Origin of the sequence: Streptomyces sp. CA-251247 (assembly GCF_050952975.1) — a bacterium.
GTDB classification, from domain to species: domain Bacteria; phylum Actinomycetota; class Actinomycetes; order Streptomycetales; family Streptomycetaceae; genus Streptomyces; species Streptomyces achmelvichensis.
The window spans coordinates 6,062,899-6,082,136 of sequence record NZ_CP191861.1; the positions used below are offsets into that span (position 1 = coordinate 6,062,899).

General features: G+C 69.9%; 17 protein-coding genes. 10 read left to right on the forward strand and 7 right to left on the reverse strand.

Features of this window, described 5'->3' with window-relative positions; translation table 11 throughout:
- Positions 1 to 152 precede the first annotated feature (152 nt).
- The 4 genes from ACQPWZ_RS26975 to ACQPWZ_RS26990 all read right to left on the reverse strand — a co-directional run bounded on the left by ACQPWZ_RS26975 (position 153) and on the right by ACQPWZ_RS26990 (position 3,475).
- Positions 153 to 1,058 carry an amino acid ABC transporter permease gene (locus ACQPWZ_RS26975; RefSeq protein WP_340475793.1) on the reverse strand — a complete coding sequence of 302 codons (906 nt, stop codon included), beginning with the start codon at positions 1,056 to 1,058 and terminating at the stop codon, positions 153 to 155.
- On the reverse strand, positions 1,055 to 1,723 hold the full coding sequence (locus ACQPWZ_RS26980) for an amino acid ABC transporter permease (protein WP_340475794.1): 669 nt from the start codon (positions 1,721 to 1,723) through the stop codon (positions 1,055 to 1,057). Before ACQPWZ_RS26980 ends, ACQPWZ_RS26975 begins: the two co-directional genes overlap by 4 nt.
- Before the next feature lie 74 nt (positions 1,724 to 1,797).
- Positions 1,798 to 2,637 (reverse strand): glutamate ABC transporter substrate-binding protein, encoded by an 840-nt coding sequence (locus ACQPWZ_RS26985; RefSeq protein ID WP_340475795.1) that lies wholly within the window; start codon positions 2,635 to 2,637, stop codon positions 1,798 to 1,800.
- 52 nt (positions 2,638 to 2,689) lie between these two features.
- Positions 2,690 to 3,475, reverse strand: a complete 786-nt coding sequence (locus tag ACQPWZ_RS26990; RefSeq protein ID WP_313943712.1) for an amino acid ABC transporter ATP-binding protein — start codon at positions 3,473 to 3,475, stop codon at positions 2,690 to 2,692.
- Between the two features lie 261 nt (positions 3,476 to 3,736).
- On the opposite strand from ACQPWZ_RS26990, the gene ACQPWZ_RS26995 reads away from it, so the two are divergent.
- Both ACQPWZ_RS26995 and ACQPWZ_RS27000 read left to right on the forward strand, forming a co-directional pair.
- Entirely contained in the window at positions 3,737 to 4,441 is a 705-nt protein-coding gene (locus ACQPWZ_RS26995) for a response regulator transcription factor (RefSeq protein ID WP_433572583.1), read from the forward strand.
- A 6-nt stretch (positions 4,442 to 4,447) separates the two neighbouring features.
- Positions 4,448 to 5,833 carry a sensor histidine kinase gene (locus tag ACQPWZ_RS27000; RefSeq protein WP_340475797.1) on the forward strand — a complete coding sequence of 462 codons (1,386 nt, stop codon included), beginning with the start codon at positions 4,448 to 4,450 and terminating at the stop codon, positions 5,831 to 5,833.
- Positions 5,834 to 5,912: 79 nt separating this feature from the next.
- Here the strand turns inward: ACQPWZ_RS27000 and ACQPWZ_RS27005 are convergent, their stop codons facing one another.
- Positions 5,913 to 6,911 (reverse strand): TAXI family TRAP transporter solute-binding subunit, encoded by a 999-nt coding sequence (locus tag ACQPWZ_RS27005; protein WP_433572584.1) that lies wholly within the window; start codon positions 6,909 to 6,911, stop codon positions 5,913 to 5,915.
- 99 nt (positions 6,912 to 7,010) lie between these two features.
- Here ACQPWZ_RS27005 and miaB point away from each other — a divergent pair, with 99 nt between their 5' ends.
- Positions 7,011 to 8,501, forward strand: coding sequence for a tRNA (N6-isopentenyl adenosine(37)-C2)-methylthiotransferase MiaB (miaB, locus tag ACQPWZ_RS27010; protein ID WP_356704363.1), 1,491 nt, complete (start codon positions 7,011 to 7,013; stop codon positions 8,499 to 8,501).
- Positions 8,502 to 8,656: 155 nt separating this feature from the next.
- Positions 8,657 to 9,367, forward strand: a complete 711-nt coding sequence (locus ACQPWZ_RS27015; protein WP_433572585.1) for a class III extradiol dioxygenase subunit B-like domain-containing protein — start codon at positions 8,657 to 8,659, stop codon at positions 9,365 to 9,367.
- 147 nt (positions 9,368 to 9,514) lie between these two features.
- Here ACQPWZ_RS27015 and ACQPWZ_RS27020 read toward each other — a convergent pair whose 3' ends face one another.
- Positions 9,515 to 9,829, reverse strand: coding sequence for a hypothetical protein (locus ACQPWZ_RS27020; protein ID WP_340475802.1), 315 nt, complete (start codon positions 9,827 to 9,829; stop codon positions 9,515 to 9,517).
- A gap of 182 nt (positions 9,830 to 10,011) precedes the next feature.
- Between ACQPWZ_RS27020 and miaA the strand changes: the two genes are divergently transcribed.
- The 6 genes from miaA (at position 10,012) to hflX (ending at position 17,910) form a co-directional block, all read left to right on the forward strand.
- Positions 10,012 to 10,950, forward strand: a complete 939-nt coding sequence (miaA, locus tag ACQPWZ_RS27025; protein ID WP_433572586.1) for a tRNA (adenosine(37)-N6)-dimethylallyltransferase MiaA — start codon at positions 10,012 to 10,014, stop codon at positions 10,948 to 10,950.
- A gap of 105 nt (positions 10,951 to 11,055) precedes the next feature.
- A complete protein-coding gene (locus tag ACQPWZ_RS27030; RefSeq protein ID WP_313948836.1) occupies positions 11,056 to 11,496 on the forward strand; it encodes a hypothetical protein in 441 nt (146 codons plus the stop codon).
- 77 nt (positions 11,497 to 11,573) lie between these two features.
- Positions 11,574 to 12,497: a diaminopimelate epimerase gene (gene dapF, locus ACQPWZ_RS27035; RefSeq protein WP_433572587.1), complete on the forward strand. Its 924-nt coding sequence runs from the start codon at positions 11,574 to 11,576 to the stop codon at positions 12,495 to 12,497.
- A 141-nt stretch (positions 12,498 to 12,638) separates the two neighbouring features.
- Positions 12,639 to 14,717, forward strand: coding sequence for a RelA/SpoT family protein (locus tag ACQPWZ_RS27040; protein WP_433572588.1), 2,079 nt, complete (start codon positions 12,639 to 12,641; stop codon positions 14,715 to 14,717).
- A gap of 65 nt (positions 14,718 to 14,782) precedes the next feature.
- Positions 14,783 to 16,249: a M1 family metallopeptidase gene (locus ACQPWZ_RS27045; RefSeq protein WP_433572589.1), complete on the forward strand. Its 1,467-nt coding sequence runs from the start codon at positions 14,783 to 14,785 to the stop codon at positions 16,247 to 16,249.
- A 170-nt stretch (positions 16,250 to 16,419) separates the two neighbouring features.
- Positions 16,420 to 17,910 (forward strand): GTPase HflX, encoded by a 1,491-nt coding sequence (gene hflX / locus ACQPWZ_RS27050; protein ID WP_340475807.1) that lies wholly within the window; start codon positions 16,420 to 16,422, stop codon positions 17,908 to 17,910.
- 130 nt (positions 17,911 to 18,040) lie between these two features.
- On the opposite strand, the gene ACQPWZ_RS27055 is transcribed toward hflX, so the two are convergent.
- Entirely contained in the window at positions 18,041 to 19,210 is a 1,170-nt protein-coding gene (locus ACQPWZ_RS27055; protein ID WP_433572590.1) for a trypsin-like serine peptidase, read from the reverse strand.
- Between the last annotated feature and the right edge of the window lie 28 nt (positions 19,211 to 19,238).

Sequence of the window (19,238 nt, forward strand, 5' to 3'; positions counted from 1 at the left end):
GCAACCTATTGCGCGTGCCCGCGTCAAGCGACCACGGTACGCAACGGAGGGCCCTGCGTTTTGCGGGCACTCGTGGGACGTGTCACCGGAACGCCGTGAGGGGCGGCGGCCCATGGCCGCCGCCCCTCACCGGTCGTACATCCGATGAGCTGTCAGGTGGTCCTGCCGTCACCGGTCCTGATGCCGGGCTCGGCGACGGGCTCCTCGGCGCCGGCCAGATCGGCGGCGAGCACCGCCCCCGTGCTCTTCTTCGCACGGCGCAGCCTGCGCTCCAGCCACGACGCGAAGGTCGTGAGGATCAGGTTGAGGACGATGTAGATCAGCGCGACGACGATGAAGCTGGGAATGACGTTCGCGTAGTTCGCGGCGAGTGTGCCCCGGGCGTTCAGCAGTTCCGTGAAGGCCAGGATCGCGCCGCCGAGAGCGGTGTCCTTGACGATGACGACGAGCTGGCTGACCAGCGCGGGCAGCATCGCGGTCACGGACTGCGGCAGCAGAATGCTGGTCATCGTCTGACCCTTGCGCAGGCCGATGGCCTTGGCCGCCTCCGTCTGCCCCTTGGGCAGCGACAGGATGCCGGCCCGTACGACCTCGGCGAGCACCGAGGCGTTGTACAGGACGAGGCCGGTGACCACGGCGTACAGCGGTCGGACGTCACTGCTGATGCCGGAGGAGTTCGCGTAGAGCTGGTTCGCGAACAGCATCAGGAGAAGGACCGGAATGGCGCGGAAGAACTCCACGACGACCGAGGCCGGAACCCTGATCCAGCGGTGGTCGGACATCCGGGCGATGCCGAAGATCGCGCCGAGGGGCAGTGCGATGACCATCGCGAGGGCGGCGGCCTTCAGCGTGTTGACGAGGCCGGGCAGCAGATAGGTCGTCCAGGCCTGCGCCTCGGTGAAGGGCTTCCACAGGGACCATTCGAGCTGTCCCTTGTCCGACATCACGCTGATGAACCACCAGCACAGCAGCGCCAGCACTGCCAGGAAGCCGGCGGTGTAGACGATGTTGCGGCGCTTGGCGCGGGGGCCAGGAGCGTCGTAGAGGACCGAGGTCATCGCTTCACCGCCACGCGCTTGCCGACCCAGCCGAGGATGAGACCGGTGGGCAGAGTCAGGACCACGAATCCGAAGGCGAAGACGGCCGAGATGAGCACCAGCTGCGCCTCGTTCTCGATCATCTCCTTCATCAGCAGGGCCGCCTCGGCCACACCGATGGCAGCCGCGACCGTGGTGTTCTTGGTCAGGGCGATCAGCACATTGGTGAGCGGACCGACCACCGAGCGGAACGCCTGGGGGAGCACGACACTCATGAGCACCTGGCTGAAGCTCAGTCCGATGGCCCGCGCCGCCTCCGCCTGACCGACCGGCACCGTGTTGATGCCCGACCGCACGGCCTCGCAGACGAAGGCTGCGGTGTACGCGGCCAGTCCGAGTACGGACAGCCGGAACGCCAGTGCCTTGAAGTCGTCCGCCGCGCCCAGCGTCATGCCGAAGACATTGGAGAGACCGAGCGAGGAGAAGACGATGATGACGGTCAACGGAATGTTCCGGACCACGTTCACATAGACCGTGCCGAAGGCACGCATCAGAGGAACAGGGCTCACCCGCATCGCGGCCAGAATGGTGCCCAGTACCAAGGAGCCGATTCCGGAGAAGACGGTGAGCTGCACCGTCACCCAGAACGCCCCGAGCAAGTCGTAACCTTCAAGAAAGTCGAACACTGTCTCCCGCGCTTCCGCGTGTAGGAGGGCGCGGCACGCCGCCGTCAGTGGCGGCGTGCCGTCTCAGCCCTGCTTCACTTGACGATGTTGCCGATCTTCGGGGCGGGCTCGTTCTTGTAGTTGGCCGGACCGAAGTTGTCCGTCACGGCCTTGTCCCAGGCCTTGTCCTTGACCATCTTCTCGAGGGCGGCGTTGATCTTGTCGACCATCGCCTTGTCGCCCTTCTTGACGCCGATGCCGTAGTTCTCGTTGCTGAGCTTCAGACCGGCGAGCTTGAACTTGCCCTTGTACTGGTCCTGCGCCGCGAAGCCGGCGAGGATCGAGTCGTCCGTGGTCAGCGCGTCGACGGCGCCGCTCTGGAGGGCAGCCAGGCACTCGGAGTACGTGCCGACCTGCTGCAGCTGGGCCTTGGGCGCGAAGTCCTTCTTCACGTTCTGGGCGGACGTGGAGCCGGTCACGGAGCAGAGCTTCTTGCCGTTGAGGTCGTCGCCCTTGGCGACGTTGTCGTCCGACCGGATCAGCAGGTCCTGGTGGGCGAGCAGGTAGGGGCCGGCGAAGTCGACCTTCTGCGCGCGCTCGTCGTTGATCGAGTACGTGGCGGCGATGAAGTCCACGTCGCCGCGGGCCAGTGCGGTCTCGCGGTCGGCGCTCTTCGTCTCCTTGAACTCGACGTCGCCCGGGGCGTAGCCGAGCTCCTTGGCGACGTAGTTGGCGACGTCGACGTCGAAGCCGGTGAACTTGCCGTCAGGCGTCTTCAGGCCGAGGCCCGGCTGGTCGTACTTGATACCGACGGTGATCTTCTTGCCGCCCGAGTCGCCCGAGCCGCTGTCCTTGTCGTCCGAGCCGCAGGCAGTGGCGGTCAGGGCAAGCGCGAACACGGTGACCGAAGCGGCGGTGACCTTGCGAAGCTTCATGATGATTTCCCTAGAGTTGACGCGAAGTGATGCGGATCGGGGGATCCAGGACTCAGTGGTGAAGGATCTTCGACAGGAAGTCCTTGGCCCGGTCGCTGCGCGGGTTGCTGAAGAACTCCTCGGGGGTGGCCTCTTCGACGATCTTGCCATCTGCCATGAACACGACCCGGTTGGCGGCGGACCGGGCGAAGCCCATCTCGTGGGTGACGACCACCATTGTCATCCCGTCACGCGCCAACTGCTGCATGACCTCGAGGACCTCGTTGATCATCTCGGGGTCGAGGGCCGACGTCGGCTCGTCGAACAGCATGACCTTGGGGTCCATCGCCAGGGCCCGCGCGATCGCGACGCGCTGCTGCTGGCCACCCGAGAGCTGCGCCGGGTACTTGTCGGCCTGGGCGCTGACGCCCACGCGGTCGAGAAGTGCCCGCGCCTTCTCCTCGGCGGCCTTCTTGTCGGTCTTGCGCACCTTGACCTGGCCCAGGGTCACGTTCTCCAGGACGGTCTTGTGCGCGAAGAGGTTGAACGACTGGAAGACCATGCCGACATCGGCGCGCAGCCGGGCCAGCTCCTTGCCCTCCTGGGGCAGCGGCTTGCCGTCGATCGAGATCGCTCCGGAGTCGATCGTCTCCAGACGGTTGACGGTGCGGCACAGCGTGGACTTACCGGACCCGGACGGTCCGATCACCACGACGACCTCGCCGCGTGTGATCGTCAGGTCGATGTCCTGGAGCACATGCAACGCGCCGAAGTGCTTGTTCACGTTGCTCAGCACGACCAGGTCGCCCGCTGCGGGTACGGCGTCGTCGGCGCCCTTGGTCACTGACACTCCGCTCATCGGCTTCTAGCTCCGTCCTCCTCGGTTGGAAGGACCTTAGTCACGCACCGCGACCAGCGTCATTACATCTGAGCGGAAATTGAGCATAACGATCCGGCTGCAAACGGACACTATGTGTGAACACGCTGACGCAGGGCGTACGGTCGGCGTACCGGGTGGGTAACGGAACGCGTCGGGCATGGGAAAGTCTCTTGACTGTCCGCCCGGGAATCAGCCTTGATGCCCTGGTACGCCGGAAGACCGCACGACCGAAGGGGGGCCATGAGGCTGCTGCTCGTCGAGGACGACGACCATGTCGCCGCCGCCCTGTCCGCGGTGCTCGCCCGGCACGGTTTCGACGTCGTGCACGCTCGCAACGGCGAAGAGGCCCTGCACGCGGTGCTGCCCGCGACGCACCCCGACAAGCCGCCGTTCGGCGTCGTCCTGCTCGACCTGGGGCTGCCCGACCAGGACGGCTACCAAGTGTGCGGAAAGCTCCGGAAGATCACGTCGACCCCGGTGATCATGGTGACCGCACGCGCCGACGTGCGCTCCCGTATCCACGGCCTCAACCTCGGCGCCGACGACTATGTCGTCAAGCCGTACGACACCGGCGAACTGCTGGCCCGTATCCACGCCGTCAGCCGGCGCAAGTCGGGTGGCGACGAACCGGCGGTGGCCGTGGGTGACGAGGCGCTGCAGCTCGGCGCCGTCACCATCGAACTGCCCACCCGGCGCGTCAGCGTCGACGGCGCCCCGGTGCAGCTCACCCGCAAGGAGTTCGACCTGCTGGCGCTGCTCGCCCAGCGGCCCGGTGTCGTCTTCCGCCGGGAACAGATCATCAGCGAGGTCTGGCGCACCAGTTGGGAAGGCACCGGCCGCACGCTCGAGGTGCACGTCGCCTCCCTGCGCTCCAAGCTCCGCATGCCCGCACTGATCGAGACCGTGCGTGGCGTCGGCTACCGCCTGGTCGCCCCGGCCGCGTAACCCCCTGTGCGTACCCGACTTCTTCCGCTCCTCATCGTCCTCATGGCGGGCGTGCTGCTCGCGCTCGGCTTTCCGCTCGCGGTGAGCGTCGCGGCGGCGGAGCAGCAGCGGGTGGTCGTGGACCGTATCGACGACACGGTGCGCTTCGCGGCGCTCGCGCAGTTCGTCACCGACCGCTCCAGCCTGGACGAGCGGCGCTCCACGCTCCAGGAGCAGCTCGACCGCTACCACGCCACCTACGGCATCAAGGCGGGCGTCTTCTACCGCGACGGCGATGCGATGGCCCGTGCGCCCGAGGACTGGTCCGTGCCGCCGGACGGCGAGGGCCGCGAGGCCTTCAGGGACGCCCTGTCGGGCCGTCGCAGCCAGGACCCGCCGCAGGTGTGGCCGTGGCAGCAGGGCGGCCGTCTCGTCGTCGCCTCGCCCGTCGTACGGGACGGGGACGTCGTCGCCGTCGTCTTCACCGACTCACCCACCAGCCAGCTGCGCTCGCGTGTGCTGCGCGGCTGGCTGCTGATCATCGCCGGCGAGAGCGCGGCCATGCTGGTCGCCGTCGGCGCGGCCATCCGTCTGACCGGGTGGGTGCTGCGGCCGGTTCGCGTGCTCGACGCCGCCACGCACGACATCGCGACGGGCCGGATGAAGTCGCGGGTGGCTGCGGCGGGCGGGCCGCCTGAGCTCAGACGGCTGGCCGGCTCGTTCAACGAGATGGCCGACAACGTCGAGCAAGTGCTGGAACAGCAGCGCGCGTTCGTCGCCGACGCCTCCCACCAACTGCGCAACCCACTGGCCGCGCTGCTGCTGCGGATCGAACTCCTCGCCCTCGAACTGCCCGAAGGCAACGAGGAGATCGCCTCCGTCCGTACCGAGGGAAAGCGTCTCGCCCAGGTCCTCGACGATCTGCTGGACCTGGCGCTGGCCGAGCACGCCGCCGCGGATCTACGGCTCACCGACATCGGGGAGCTGGCGGCCGAACGGGTCGCCGCCTGGCGTCCGCTCGCCGAGGAGAAGGGCGTCCGGCTCATCGAGCACCGGGCCGCCGTCACCGCCTGGGTCGACCCGATCGCCCTGTCCAGCGCCCTGGACGCGGTGATCGACAACGCCCTGAAGTTCACGCCGGCGGGTGAGGAGGTCACGGTGACGGTCGCCTCCAACGGCGAGAGGTCCACCATCGTGATCACCGACTGCGGCCCCGGCCTGACCGACGAGGAACTCACGCGCATCGGCGACCGCTTCTGGCGCAGCGGCCGCCACCAGAACATCAAGGGCTCGGGCCTCGGACTGTCCATCTCGCGCGCCCTGCTGTCGGCGGGCGGCGGTCGGATCGCGTACGCGCACCATGATCCGCGCGGACTCGTGGTGACGGTGAGTGTGCCGCGCACGTCTCCGTGAGGGCTGCCGGGATCGGCCGGGCGGGCTCAGGGCGTAGGGGAGCTGCGGTGGCTCTCGCGTTCAGGGGAGCCGTACCGGCTCAGGGCTTCGACGAGCTGTAGTAGCGCCGGGCGCCCTCGTGCAGGGGCAGCGGGTCGGTGTAGACCGCGGTCCGCAGATCCACCAGCTGGGCGGGGTGGACGGTGTTGCCGATCCGGTCGCGGCTCCTGATCACCGTACGGGTGAAGCCCTCCACCATCGCCGGGTCGATCCGGTCGGTCGTCACCAGCAGGTTCGCCACCGCCATCGTCGGCACGGTCGCCCCGCTCTGCGCCTGAAGGTAGGCGTCGGGCGGCATCACGGCCGAGCGGTAGTAGTTCGCCCCGTCGCTGGTGACGTGCAGCTTCTCCACCAGTTCCGACTCCAGCGGCACCAGCCGGATCTGGTAGCGCTCCGACAGCTTCTGCACGGTGCTGGTGGGCAGACCGCCCGACCAGAAGAAGGCGTCGAGCTTTCCGCGCTCCAGCTGCGACGGCATGGTGTCGATGCCCGCCGGCACGGCCGTGATGTCCCTCTTGGGGTCGACGCCGGCGGCGGTCAGCAGCCGCTCGGCGACCAGACGCACTCCTGATCCCACCTGGCCCACGCCGACCTTCTTGCCGCGCAGGTCCTCGATCTTCAGCACCGACGAGCTCCGGGGCACCACGAGCTGGACATAGTCGTCGTACAGCCGCGCACAGCCCCGCAGCCGCTCCGCGCCCGCCTTGCTCTCCCGCTTGTACTTCGCGACGGCATCGGCGGTGGCGATGGTGAAGTCGGCCTCGCCCGAGGCCACCCGTGCCAGGTTCTCCTGCGACCCCTCGCTGAGCCGCAGATCTATGTCGACGTCCGGCAGGTCCTTGGCGAGCGCGTCCTTCAGCAGCACGCCGTAACGCTGATAGACACCGCTCTGCGAGCCCGTACTGAACGTGATCGAGCCCTCCGGAGAGGTGCTGCCGAAGGGCAGCAGCCACCAGAGCAGCAGCCCCACCACCGCGAGCGCGGTCGCCGACGTCTGCAGAGCACGACGACGGCTGACACGGGACAGGGGCTGGAGCATGCTGGCGATCCTGCCAGCTCACTCCCTGTGATGGCCAGGCCCGGCCTCGCGGAAGGCCGGGGCGGAGGGCCGTTGCCACCCCGTACCCTGGTTGGCGCGATGAGTGCGAAAACTTACGAGGTGCGCACCTACGGGTGCCAGATGAACGTCCACGACTCCGAGCGCCTGTCGGGCCTGCTGGAGGGTGCCGGATACGTCCGTGCGCCCGAGGGGGCCGACGGTGACGCCGATGTCGTCGTCTTCAACACCTGCGCGGTGCGGGAGAACGCGGACAACAAGCTGTACGGCAATCTCGGCCGGCTCGCCCCGATGAAGACCAAGCGGCCCGGCATGCAGATCGCCGTCGGAGGCTGCCTGGCCCAGAAGGACCGCGACACCATCGTCACCAGAGCGCCCTGGGTCGACGTCGTCTTCGGTACGCACAACATCGGCAAGCTGCCCGTCCTGCTGGAGCGCGCCCGCGTCCAGGAAGAGGCGCAGGTCGAGATCGCCGAGTCGCTCGAGGCCTTCCCCTCGACGCTGCCGACCCGCCGCGAGTCGGCGTACGCGGCCTGGGTCTCGATCTCCGTCGGCTGCAACAACACGTGCACCTTCTGCATCGTCCCCGCGCTCCGTGGCAAGGAGAAGGACCGCCGGCCGGGCGACATCCTCGCCGAGATCGAGGCACTCGTCGCCGAGGGCGTCTCCGAGATCACCCTGCTCGGCCAGAACGTCAACGCGTACGGCTCCGACATCGGCGACCGTGAGGCCTTCAGCAAGCTGCTGCGCGCCTGCGGCGGGATCGAGGGTCTCGAACGCGTGCGCTTCACCTCGCCGCACCCGCGCGACTTCACGGACGACGTCATCGCGGCCATGGCCGAGACCCCGAACGTGATGCCGCAGCTGCACATGCCGCTGCAGTCCGGTTCGGACACCGTGCTCAAGGCGATGCGCCGCTCGTACCGGCAGGAGCGTTTCCTCGGGATCATCGAGAAGGTGCGCACCGCGATCCCGCACGCCGCCATCTCCACCGACATCATCGTGGGCTTCCCCGGCGAGACCGAGGAGGACTTCGAGCAGACGATGCACACGGTGCGCGAGGCCCGTTTCGCCAACGCCTTCACCTTCCAGTACTCCAAGCGCCCCGGTACCCCGGCCGCCACCATGGACGGCCAGATCCCCAAGGAGGTCGTGCAGGCGCGCTACGAGCGTCTGGTCGCCCTCCAGGAGGAGATCTCCTGGGCGGAGAACAAGCAGCAGGTCGGCCGGGTCCTCGACGTCATGGTCGCCGAGGGCGAGGGCCGCAAGGACGGTGCCACCCACCGCCTGTCGGGCCGTGCGCCCGACAACCGCCTGGTGCACTTCACCAAGCCGGACGAGGCGGTACGGCCGGGCGACGTGGTGACGGTCGAGATCACCTACGCGGCGCCGCACCATCTGCTCGCGGAGGGCCGGGCCACGTCGGTGCGCCGCACCCGCGCGGGCGACGCCTGGGAGAAGCGCAATGCCACGCAGGCGGCGCAGCCCGCGGGCGTGATGCTGGGACTGCCGAAGATCGGCGTCCCGGAGCCGCTCCCGGCGGCTGCGGCACCGGGCTGCGGCTGCGACTAGGGGCCGTAACTGTTGTCGTGCGCCCGCCGGGGATGACGGGACTGCCCTGAGGGCCGTGTCCGGAGGGGCCTGAGCGACGGTGCCAGGCCCTGCGCGGAGAGACTTCGCACCGACCGCGGGGATGCCCGTTCCCCGGGCGGACTAGGCTGCCGATCATGCTTGTCGCCGCTGCCGTGTGCCCCTGTCCGCCGCTGCTCGTGCCCGAGGTCGCCGCGGGGGCCGCGCCCGAACTCGACGTGGCGCGGACAGCGTGCGCGGATGCCCTCGGGGTGCTCGCCGCCGCCCGCCCCGATCTGCTGGTCGTGGTCGGGCCCACCGGCGAGAGCGACAGTGGGCCGTACGCCGCCGGGGCGCCCGGCTCCTTCCGTGGCTTCGGGGTGGACGTCGATGTCCGCCTCGGCGACGACAGGGCTCAGGCACTGGACCGGATCCTGCCGCTGTCCCTCGTGGTCGGCGCCTGGCTGCTCGACCGCGCCCAGTGGTCGGGTCCGGTGGAGGGTCTCGGTATCAGCGAGGACCTCTCTGCCGAGCGCTGCGCCGAGACGGGGCGGGAGCTCGGTGCCCGGGCCGGGCGGGTCGCTCTGCTGGTGATGGGCGACGGCAGCGCCTGCCGCACGCTCAAGGCACCGGGATACCTGGACGAGCGGGCCGCGGACTTCGACGCACGCGCCGCGCGCGCGCTCGGCGACGCCGATGTCGCGGCGCTGAAGGCGCTGGACGAGTCCCTGGCCTACGAACTCAAGGCGGCGGGCCGTGCCCCGTGGCAGGTTCTCGCGGGGGCGGCCGAGGGCGCCGATCCCGAGGGCCGGCTGCTGTATGACGACGCCCCGTACGGCGTCGGCTACTTCGTGGCCACCTGGTCCTAGACCTGCCGCAGACTCCGGACCGGTCGTGGCCCGCTCCCCGGCCCGTCGACTCAACGGCGGACGGCCGCGGACATGTCGTTCCGCGGCCGTCCGCCGTTCAGTACCGCCGGCCCGGAGAGCAGGCGGTGCGGTGGCTGCCGAGCAACCTCAGTTGCGCGCGCCTTCGCCCGCTGTCGTCTCTGCCGCCTCCTCGGCCGACTGCTGCTTCGGGATCTCCACGGCGTCGGCGACGGGGGCCTCCGCGGCCTCCGGCTCGTCGGACGCGGCAGCCTCCGGCGTCAGCTCCGACGTCGCCGGGTCCTCCGCCTCGGGGGCGGCCTCGCGGGCGGTCTCCGAGGCCGCGTCGGAGACTGCTTCGGCAGCGTCCTCGGCCGGGGCCTCCGCCGTCACCGGCGCGGCGTTCGTCTCCTCCGACGGCGCCTCGGGTGTCGCCTTACGGCGGAAACGTGAAAAAACGCCCATATCTACTCCAAAACCTACTCGTGTGGGCGAAGTTCCGTACCGCCCGGAGCGTCTCCTTGCGCCGCCCGCGGGCACCGGTCGGTAAACCGGCGTTCGGAACCTCGCAACAGGCAACGAACCCCCGGCCGTACCGTCACCTCGCTCGTTCGGGGACTCCTCCGCATGTTTGCGAAACTGGGTCGGTGAGAACTGCAGCTCCCGCACCGCGGGTCATCGCCGTCGTCGGTCCCACCGCGGCCGGAAAGTCCGATCTGGGTGTCTTTCTCGCCCAGCAGCTCGGGGGCGAGGTCGTCAACGCCGACTCCATGCAGCTCTACCGGGGGATGGACATCGGCACCGCCAAACTGACGCCCGGCGAGCGCGCGGGCGTCCCGCACCATCTCCTCGACATCTGGGGCGTCACCGAGGCCGCGAGCGTCGCCGAGTACCAGAGGCTGGCCCGCGCGGAGATCGACCGGCTGCTCGCCGCGGGCCGCACCCCTGTTCTCGTCGGCGGTTCCGGGCTGTATGTGCGCGGCGCCATCGACGCCCTCGAATTCCCCGGCACCGATCCGGCGATCCGCGCCCGCCTGGAGGACGAACTCACCGAGCTCGGCCCCGGCGCTCTGCACGCCCGGCTCGCCGCCGCCGACCCCGGCGCGGGAAAGGCGATCCTCCCCAGCAACGGCCGCCGTATCGTCCGAGCCCTCGAAGTGATCGAGATCACCGGCCGGCCCTTCACCGCCAATCTGCCCGGCCATGACGCTGTCTACGACACCGTGCAGATCGGCGTCGACGTCGAGCGGCCCGAGCTCGACGAACGCATCGCGCTGCGTGTCGACCGGATGTGGGAGGCGGGGCTCGTCGACGAGGTGCGCGTGCTGGAGGCGCAGGGGCTGCGGGAGGGGCGCACGGCCTCACGTGCGCTCGGCTACCAGCAGGTCCTCACGGCGCTCGCGGGGGAGTGCACCGAGCAGGAGGCGCGCGCGGAGACCGTACGCGCCACCAAACGCTTCGCGCGCCGTCAGGATTCGTGGTTCCGCAGGGACCCGCGTGTGCACTGGCTGAGCGGGGCTGCCGCCCACCGGGAGGAACTTCCGCATCAGGCGCTGACGTTGGTCGAACGAGCGGTTACAGCCTGATCACGTGATGGCATCGGGACGCCCTGCCCGTCATTTCGGCGCCCCGGACCGTGCCATCATCGAGCATCGATCGACGGTGAGTCCGAGTTGGGAGGGCGCGTGGCGATGGAGGCCGGCCCTCATGACACAGAGCAACAACCGCTGGGCGCGACGGACAGCGCGTCCCGGTTGAGCCCTGACGGACCCGACGAGCAGGACGTCCTCGCGGACGAGGTCGAGGTCGAACTCCGGCCGCCGCGCCGGCTGCGGATCTGGCAGCTCGCCCCCATCGTGATGCTGGCGGCCCTCGGATCGCTGATGTTCGCCTTCCCCCTCGCCTTCGGCACCGGGGACGGCGGCGCGGTCGTCGCCATGCTGGGCCTCCTGATCAGCTGCTGCGCCGCGGGCTGGGGCGTCATGGCCGCCCGCCGGGTCGGCCACATCTGGCCCGGCCTGCCGCCCCGCGGCTCCGGGGAACGTCCGGACTGGCGTGTCATCGCCCTCTACGTCGGCGTGGGCGTCGTCATCGTCACGCTCGCCGTCTGGCGCGTGGCCCGCCTCCGCTGACTCCTGCCCCGGCGCACCCGGGCGTCGCCCCGGGGGGAGCCGCCTCGGATCACCCGTTGTCGCACCCTCCTCGTACGATGGACGGCGTGAGCACCTCGCAGACCTCGGCGGTCCCCTTCCTCAAGGGTCACGGGACCGAGAACGACTTCGTGATCGTCCCCGACCCGGACAACGTCATCGACCTGCCCGCGTCCGTCGTCGGGCGGCTGTGCGACCGCCGGGCCGGTATCGGCGGCGACGGGCTGCTGCACGTCGTGCGCTCCGCGGCCCATCCCGAGGCGCGGGCCATGGCGGACGAAGCTGAATGGTTCATGGACTACCGCAATGCCGACGGGTCCATCGCCGAGATGTGCGGCAACGGCGTACGCGTCTTCGCCCGCTACCTCCAGCGGGCGGGCCATGTCGAGTCCGGCGATCTCGCCGTGGCCACCCGGGGCGGCGTCAAGACGGTGCACATCGCGAAGGCCGCACCCGACAGCGGAGCCGACGCGGGCGACATCACCGTGTCGATGGGCCGGGCGGCCCTGCCCGGACAGACCGTCACCGTCACGGTGCAGGAACACAGTTGGCCCACGCAGAACGTGAACATGGGCAATCCGCACGCCGTTGCCTTCGTCGAGCACCTCGACGACGCGGGCAACCTCTACACCGAACCGCCCTTCTCCCCGGCCGCCGTCTACCCGGACGGGGTGAACATCGAGTTCGTCGTCGACCGCGGTGAGCGCCATGTCGCCATGCGGGTGCACGAACGCGGCTCCGGCGAGACCCGCTCCTGCGGCACCGGTGCCTGCGCCGTCGCCGTCGCGGCGGCCCGCAGGGACGGCATCGACCCCGCGGCCACCGGTGTGCCCGTGACATACACCGTGGATCTGCCCGGCGGACGGTTGATGATCACGGAGCGTCCCGACGGAGAGGTCGAGATGACCGGGCCTGCCGTGATCGTCGCCGAGGGGTACATCGAGCCCGCGCTCCTCGCACAGACCGAAACCCCGCTCGGATAGAGCTTCGCTCGAATGGGTGATCCGGTTCACGCTCAGCGAGAGCCGGACTGCGCCACGTGGTGGGCTCGGTAGCATCAAGCACCGGCCCGGAGGGCACGCCTGCTCATCCACCGCCGGTCGATTGTTGCCGGAGGTGCCCCCATGAGTGCAGAGGCCGCCAACCCTGGTGCCCACAGCCGCAGACGCGGCCGTCCCAGGATCGACCTCCGCCGGCTGGGGCGTGCCGCGCTCCTCGGACCCGCCGGGCGTGACCGGCTGCCCGACGCCATCGGGCATGTCGCCGAAGCGCACCGCGCCCACCACCCCGACGCCGACCTCGCCATCCTGCACAAGGCGTACGTCCTGGCGGAGACGTCGCACCGCGGACAGTTCCGCAAGAGCGGCGAGCCCTACATCACCCATCCCCTCGCCGTCACCCTGATCCTCGCCGAACTGGGCGCCGAGACCACGACCTTGACGGCGTCTCTGCTCCACGACACCGTCGAGGACACCGATGTGACGCTGGAGCAGGTGAAGGCCGAATTCGGCGCCGAAGTCGCCTATCTGGTCGACGGCGTCACCAAGCTGGAGAAGGTGGACTACGGCGCTGCCGCCGAACCCGAGACCTTCCGCAAAATGCTCGTCGCCACCGGCAATGACGTCCGCGTCATGTCCATCAAGCTCGCGGACCGGCTGCACAACATGCGCACGCTCGGCGTGATGCGCCCCGAGAAACAGGCCCGTATCGCCAAGGTCACCCGCGACGTCCTCATCCCGCTCGCCGAACGGCTCGGCGTCCAGGCGCTCAAGACCGAGCTGGAAGACCTCGTCTTCGCGATCCTCCACCCGGAGGAGTACGAGCAGACCCGCGCCCTGATCGCCGAGAACACCGCCGCCGGAGCGCTGCTCGATGCCATGGCGGAGCGCTTCGCCGCGGTGCTGCGGGAGGCGGACATCACCGCCGAAGTCCTCATCAGGCCGCGGCACTTCGTCTCCGTCCACCGCGTCAGCCTCAAGCGCGGGGATCTGCGCGGCACGGACTTCGGACGCCTGCTGGTACTCGTCGGCGAGGACGCCGACTGCTACGCGGTCCTCGGCGAACTGCACACCTGCTTCACGCCGGTGATCTCCGAGTTCAAGGACTTCATCGCCGCCCCCAAGTTCAACCTGTACCAGTCGCTGCACACCGCCGTCGCGGGCCCCGACGGTGCGGTCGCCGAAGTCCTCATCCGGACGCACCAGATGCACAAGGTCGCCGAGGCCGGCGTCATCGCGCTCGGCAATCCGTACGTACCCCTGGAAGGCACGGAACCGGCCGACGGCGAGCGCGCCGACCCCACCCGGCCGGGCTGGCTCTCCCGGCTGCTGGAGTGGCAGGAGTCCACCCCGGACCCCGACACCTTCTGGACCTCGCTGCACGCCGACCTGGCACAGGACCGCGAGATCACGGTCTTCCGAGCCGACGGGCGGATGCTCGGACTGCCCGCCGGCGCGAGCTGCATCGACGCCGCCTACGCGCAGTACGGCGAGGAGGCGCACGCCTGCATCGGCGCGCGCGTCAACGGCCGTCTGGCGACGCTGAGTACGGTGCTCAGCGACGGCGACACGGTGCATCTGCTGCTCGCCCACGACTCCGCCTCGGGACCCTCGCCCGAATGGCTCGACCACGCCCGTACACCCGCGGCGCGCATCGCCATCACCACCTGGCTCCAGGCCAACCCCGAGGAGACGAAGGACGCGGCGGCGGCGCCCCGCCGGCCCGTACCCGTCACCACCGAGCGGCCCACCGACGCGAACGCGGTCGTCGATCTGCCCGACGCGACCGTACGGCTCGCCGGCTGTTGTACACCCGTACCGCCCGACGCTGTCACCGGCTTCGCCGTACGCGGCGGAGTGGTGACCGTCCATCGCGAGGAGTGTTCCGCCGTCGCGCGGATGAAGTCCCTGGAGCGCGAGCCGATCAAGGTCAGCTGGGGCGACGCCGCCGCGTGCCGGGTGACCCTGGTCGCCGAGTCCTTCGGCCGTCCCCGGCTCCTCGCCGATCTCACCGAGGCCATCGCCACCGAGGGCGCGGCCATCGTCTCCGCGACCGTCGAGCCGCCGAGCCAGTCGCGCGTCCGGCACACCTACACCCTGCAACTCCCCGACGCCGCCGGGCTTCCCGCCCTGATGCGGGCCATGCGCGATGTGCCGGGGGTGTACGACGTGAGCCGCACCCAGCATCCGGCGGCCACCACCTGACCTCGTTCGGGTGGCGCGACGCGCGTCGTCACCGCGGCCGCCCTACGCGCTGGTAGCGGTAGGGCATGCTGCTCTCTTCCCGGCGCCGTCTGCGTGCCGCCCTGCTGGCCGCCGCGTCGGCCACCCTCGTCGCCGCCGCCCTGCCGTCACCGACGCCGCTCGGCATCGGCGACCCGCTGTTCCCGCACCTCGGCAATCCCGGCTACGACGTGGTCTCCTACGACATCGCCCTCACCTACAACGGCACCAACACCACACCGCTGGACGCCGTCACCAGGATCGACGCCGTCGCCACCCAGCGACTCGACCGCATCAACCTCGACTTCACCCACGGCACGGTGAGCGAGGTCGTGGTGAACGGCCTCCCGGCCGAGTTCGCCACCGCGGGTGAGGACCTCGTCGTGGAACCGGCCGTCGCCCTCCAGCGCGGCTCCCAGGTGCGTATCACCGTCGCGCACACCAGCGACCCGAGGGGCGCGGCCAGTGCGGGCGGCTGGGTGCGCACCGGGGACGGGCTGGCGATGGCGAACCAGGCCGACGCCGCCCACCGGGTGTTCCCGTCCAACGACCATCCCGCCGACAAGGCGTACTTCACCTTCCGCATCACCGCCCCCAGCGAGCTCACGGCGGTGGCCAACGGGCTCGCCGAGTCGAAGCACCGGAACGGCACCACCACCACCACCTGGTCGTACCGCACCACCCACCCCATGGCCACCGAGCTGGCCCAGGTGTCCATCGGCTCCTCGGCCGTGGTGGACCGCCAGGGCCCCGGCGGACTGCCCGTGCGCGACGTGGTCCCCGCGAAGGACCGGGACCGGCTGGAGAAGTGGCTGGCGAAGACGCCCGGCCAGCTGGAGTGGATGGAGGAGAAGGCCGGCCCCTATCCCTTCGAGACCTACGGCGTGCTGGTCGCCGACGCCGACACCGGGTACGAGCTGGAGACCCAGACCCTCTCGCTGTTCGAACGCTCGCTCTTCACGAACCCCGCCTACCCGGAGTGGTACGTCGACTCGATCATGGTGCACGAGCTGGCCCACCAGTGGTTCGGCAACAGCGTCTCGCCCCGCACCTGGTCCGACCTGTGGCTCAACGAAGGCCACGCCACCTGGTACGAAGCGCTCTACGCGGAGGAGAAGTCCGGTCACACCGTCGAGAGCCGGATGCGCGAGGCGTACAAGCACTCCGACCAGTGGCGGACCGACGGCGGCCCGCCGGCGGCGCCCAAGCCGCCGGCCCCGGGGAAGAAGATCAGCCTCTTCCGCCCGGTGGTCTACGACGGCAGCGCGCTCGCCCTCTACGCACTGAGGCAGACGATCGGCAAGGAGGCTTTCGAGCAGCTGGAGCGGACCTGGGTGAGCGAGCACCGGGACGGCACCGCGACCACCGCGGACTTCACCGCACTCGCCTCCGAGATCGCGGGGCGTGACCTCTCGGTGTTCTTCCGTGAGTGGCTCTACGGGCAGCGGACCCCGGCGATGCCGGGCCACCCGGACTGGCGGACCACGGCTCCGAAGCAGGCCGCGGCCCGGTGAAATAAGGGTGACGGCCCCGGAGGCACCGTGCGACCATCAACAGGTCGGCGACGCGGCCGGGGCCGGGATCTCCCCACGGGAATGATCCGGGCCCGTCACACGTTGTCACTGACATACGTACCGGAGTTCTCCGGCACGTCACGGCATTTTTCTTCGAAGCAAAGGATCCAATGACCTCCTCTTCATCCCCTTCCCAGGACGAGCAGAGTTTCGCGGAGACGCGCACCGAGAGCCTTCGGGCCGATGCCCTGATGGAAGAGGACGTCGCCTGGAGCCACGAGATCGACGGAGACCGGGACGGCGACCAGTTCGACCGCTCCGAGCGTGCCGCGCTGCGGCGTGTGGCGGGCCTCTCCACCGAGCTCGAGGACGTCACCGAGGTCGAGTACCGGCAGCTGCGCCTGGAGCGCGTGGTGCTCGTCGGTGTCTGGACCACGGGGACGGTGCAGGACTCGGAGAACTCCCTCGCAGAGCTCGCGGCCCTCGCCGAGACGGCGGGCGCCCTGGTCCTCGACGGTGTCATCCAGCGCCGCGACAAGCCGGACCCGGCCACCTACATCGGCTCCGGCAAGGCGCAGGAGCTGCGGGACATCGTGCTCGAGACCGGCGCCGACACCGTCGTCTGCGACGGTGAGCTGAGCCCCGGCCAGCTGATCCACCTGGAAGACGTCGTCAAGGTCAAGGTGGTCGACCGGACCGCACTGATCCTCGACATCTTCGCCCAGCACGCCAAGTCCCGAGAGGGCAAGGCTCAGGTGGCCCTGGCGCAGATGCAGTACATGCTGCCGAGGCTCCGCGGCTGGGGACAGTCGCTGTCCCGGCAGATGGGTGGCGGCGGCGGTGGCGGCATGGCCACCCGTGGCCCCGGTGAGACCAAGATCGAGACGGACCGTCGTCGGATCCGCGAGAAGATGGCGAAGATGCGCCGGGAGATCGCGGAGATGAAGACCGGCCGAGAGATCAAGCGGCAGGAGCGCCGGCGCAACAAGGTGCCCTCCGTCGCGATCGCCGGTTACACCAACGCCGGAAAGTCGTCCCTGCTCAACCGCCTCACGGGCGCCGGTGTCCTGGTGGAGAACTCCCTGTTCGCCACCCTGGACCCGACCGTCCGCCGGGCCGAGACGCCGAGCGGCCGGCTCTACACGCTGGCCGACACCGTCGGGTTCGTACGGCATCTGCCGCACCACCTCGTCGAGGCGTTCCGCTCCACCATGGAAGAGGTCGGTGACGCCGACCTGATCCTGCACGTGGTGGACGGCTCGCACCCCGCGCCGGAGGAGCAGCTGGCCGCCGTGCGCGAGGTGATCCGCGATGTGGGTGCGGTCGACGTACCCGAGATCGTGGTGATCAACAAGGCGGACGCGGCCGACCCGCTGGTGCTGCAGCGGCTGCTGCGCATCGAGCGGCACGCGATCGCGGTGTCGGCCCGGACCGGCAAGGGCATCGATGAGCTGCTCGCGCTCATCGACATCGAACTGCCCCGGCCCGAGGTCGAGATCGAGGCCCTCGTTCCGTACACGCAGGGCGGCCTGGTCTCGCGGGTGCACGCCGACGGTGAGGTCCTCTCCGAGGAGCACACCACGGAGGGCACCCTGCTCAAGGCACGGGTGCACGAGGAGCTGGCCGCCGCGCTGGCCCCCTATGTGCCGGTGCCTCACTGATCGCCCGACTGATCGCGCACTGATCACAGCCGACGGCGCCCGCCCCTCGTCGAGAGGGGCGGGCGCCGTCGCTCTGTTGCGGACCGTCCTGGCGGACGCACCCATCCGGAGGTGGCGGCCCGCGCCGGGACTACTGGTTCGCGAACTTGTCGCTCATCGTCGTGTAGATCTGCTGCGCGCCCTCACCCAGGCGCGGACCGGCCAGCCAGCCCGAGGTGACCGGGCCGATGGAGGTGTTGGAGACGAGCGCGAGCTTGCCGTTCGGCTGGGTGGCGAACCAGCCGCCGCCGGACGAACCGCCGGTCATCGTGCAGCCGATACGCCACATGGTGGGCGTACCCGGGGCGATGGAGAGACGGCCCGGACGGTCGATGCACTTGTGCATGATCGCGCCGTCGTACGGCGGCGCTGCCGGGTAGCCCCACGCGCCCATCGAGCCGATGCTCCGTGCCTCGGGAGCAGCGAAGTTCACGTCGAGCGCGACTCCGACCGTCTCCTCCAGCGACTTGCCGCCCCGCTCCGGCTTCACATGCATCACGGCATAGTCGTACGGAGCGCCCGTGCCACCGGTGGGGCCGCCCTGGCTGATCCACTCGCCGGAGGTCGAGACCCAGTCCGCCCAGTACACGCCGTACGGGGCGACGTCCTGCGGCTGCGCGGACTCCAGCGCCGCGGGGGACTGGCCCTTGTCGTTGTAGGCGGGGACGAAGGCGATGTTGCGGTACCAGCCGCCCGCCTGACCGGCGTGGACACAGTGGCCCGCGGTCCAGACGAGGTTGGACTTACCCGGGTTCTTCGGGTCCTTGACGACGGTGGCCGAGCAGACCATCGAGCCCTGCGGGGCATCGAAGAAGACCTTGCCGACCGGTGCGGCGTTCTGGTGGTACGGCTTCTTCTCCGGGACGGCCTGCACCGGGCGCGGCTCCGGGTCGGTGACGTCCTGATCACCGGAGATGTCTCCGGCGGCGAGCGTCTTCGCCGGCGCCTTGGCCGTCGTCATCCGCTCGGGCTTCCACAGCCCCTCGATCACCGGGTTGACGAAGTCCTTGGCCTCACGCAGCCACTTGTCCTTGTTCCAGTTCTTCCACTCGCCGTTCTTCCACTTCTCCGGGTCGACACCGTGCTCCTTGAGCCGGTCGGCCAGATCCGCGGGAATCTCGGCGCCGCCCTGATCGGCGGCTGAGCTGGAAGCGGCGGGCTTGTCGGCAGCCTTGTCCTCACCCGGGCCACATGCGGTGGCCGTCAGCGCGAGCGCCGCGGCGGCGCCGATGACGGCCAGCAGCGGACGTATGGATCGCATGGAAACGATTCCCCCTGAATGTGCTCTG

Excerpts from the sequence above, each read along its gene's own strand:
- ACQPWZ_RS26975 (WP_340475793.1), bottom strand. The coding sequence starts at position 1,058 with ATGACCTCGGTCCTCTACGACGCTCCTGGCCCCCGCGCCAAGCGCCGC.
- ACQPWZ_RS27015 (WP_433572585.1), top strand. The coding sequence starts at position 8,657 with ATGCTTGTCGCCGCTGCCGTGTGCCCCTGTCCGCCGCTGCTCGTGCCC.
- ACQPWZ_RS27045 (WP_433572589.1), top strand. The coding sequence starts at position 14,783 with ATGCTGCTCTCTTCCCGGCGCCGTCTGCGTGCCGCCCTGCTGGCCGCC.
- ACQPWZ_RS26995 (WP_433572583.1), top strand. The coding sequence starts at position 3,737 with ATGAGGCTGCTGCTCGTCGAGGACGACGACCATGTCGCCGCCGCCCTG.
- ACQPWZ_RS27020 (WP_340475802.1), bottom strand. The coding sequence starts at position 9,829 with ATGGGCGTTTTTTCACGTTTCCGCCGTAAGGCGACACCCGAGGCGCCG.
- hflX (WP_340475807.1), top strand. The coding sequence starts at position 16,420 with ATGACCTCCTCTTCATCCCCTTCCCAGGACGAGCAGAGTTTCGCGGAG.
- dapF (WP_433572587.1), top strand. The coding sequence starts at position 11,574 with ATGGACGGCGTGAGCACCTCGCAGACCTCGGCGGTCCCCTTCCTCAAG.
- ACQPWZ_RS26990 (WP_313943712.1), bottom strand. The coding sequence starts at position 3,475 with ATGAGCGGAGTGTCAGTGACCAAGGGCGCCGACGACGCCGTACCCGCA.
- ACQPWZ_RS27055 (WP_433572590.1), bottom strand. The coding sequence starts at position 19,210 with ATGCGATCCATACGTCCGCTGCTGGCCGTCATCGGCGCCGCCGCGGCG.
- ACQPWZ_RS27030 (WP_313948836.1), top strand. The coding sequence starts at position 11,056 with ATGGAGGCCGGCCCTCATGACACAGAGCAACAACCGCTGGGCGCGACG.
- ACQPWZ_RS26985 (WP_340475795.1), bottom strand. The coding sequence starts at position 2,637 with ATGAAGCTTCGCAAGGTCACCGCCGCTTCGGTCACCGTGTTCGCGCTT.
- ACQPWZ_RS27040 (WP_433572588.1), top strand. The coding sequence starts at position 12,639 with ATGAGTGCAGAGGCCGCCAACCCTGGTGCCCACAGCCGCAGACGCGGC.
- ACQPWZ_RS27005 (WP_433572584.1), bottom strand. The coding sequence starts at position 6,911 with ATGCTCCAGCCCCTGTCCCGTGTCAGCCGTCGTCGTGCTCTGCAGACG.
- miaB (WP_356704363.1), top strand. The coding sequence starts at position 7,011 with ATGAGTGCGAAAACTTACGAGGTGCGCACCTACGGGTGCCAGATGAAC.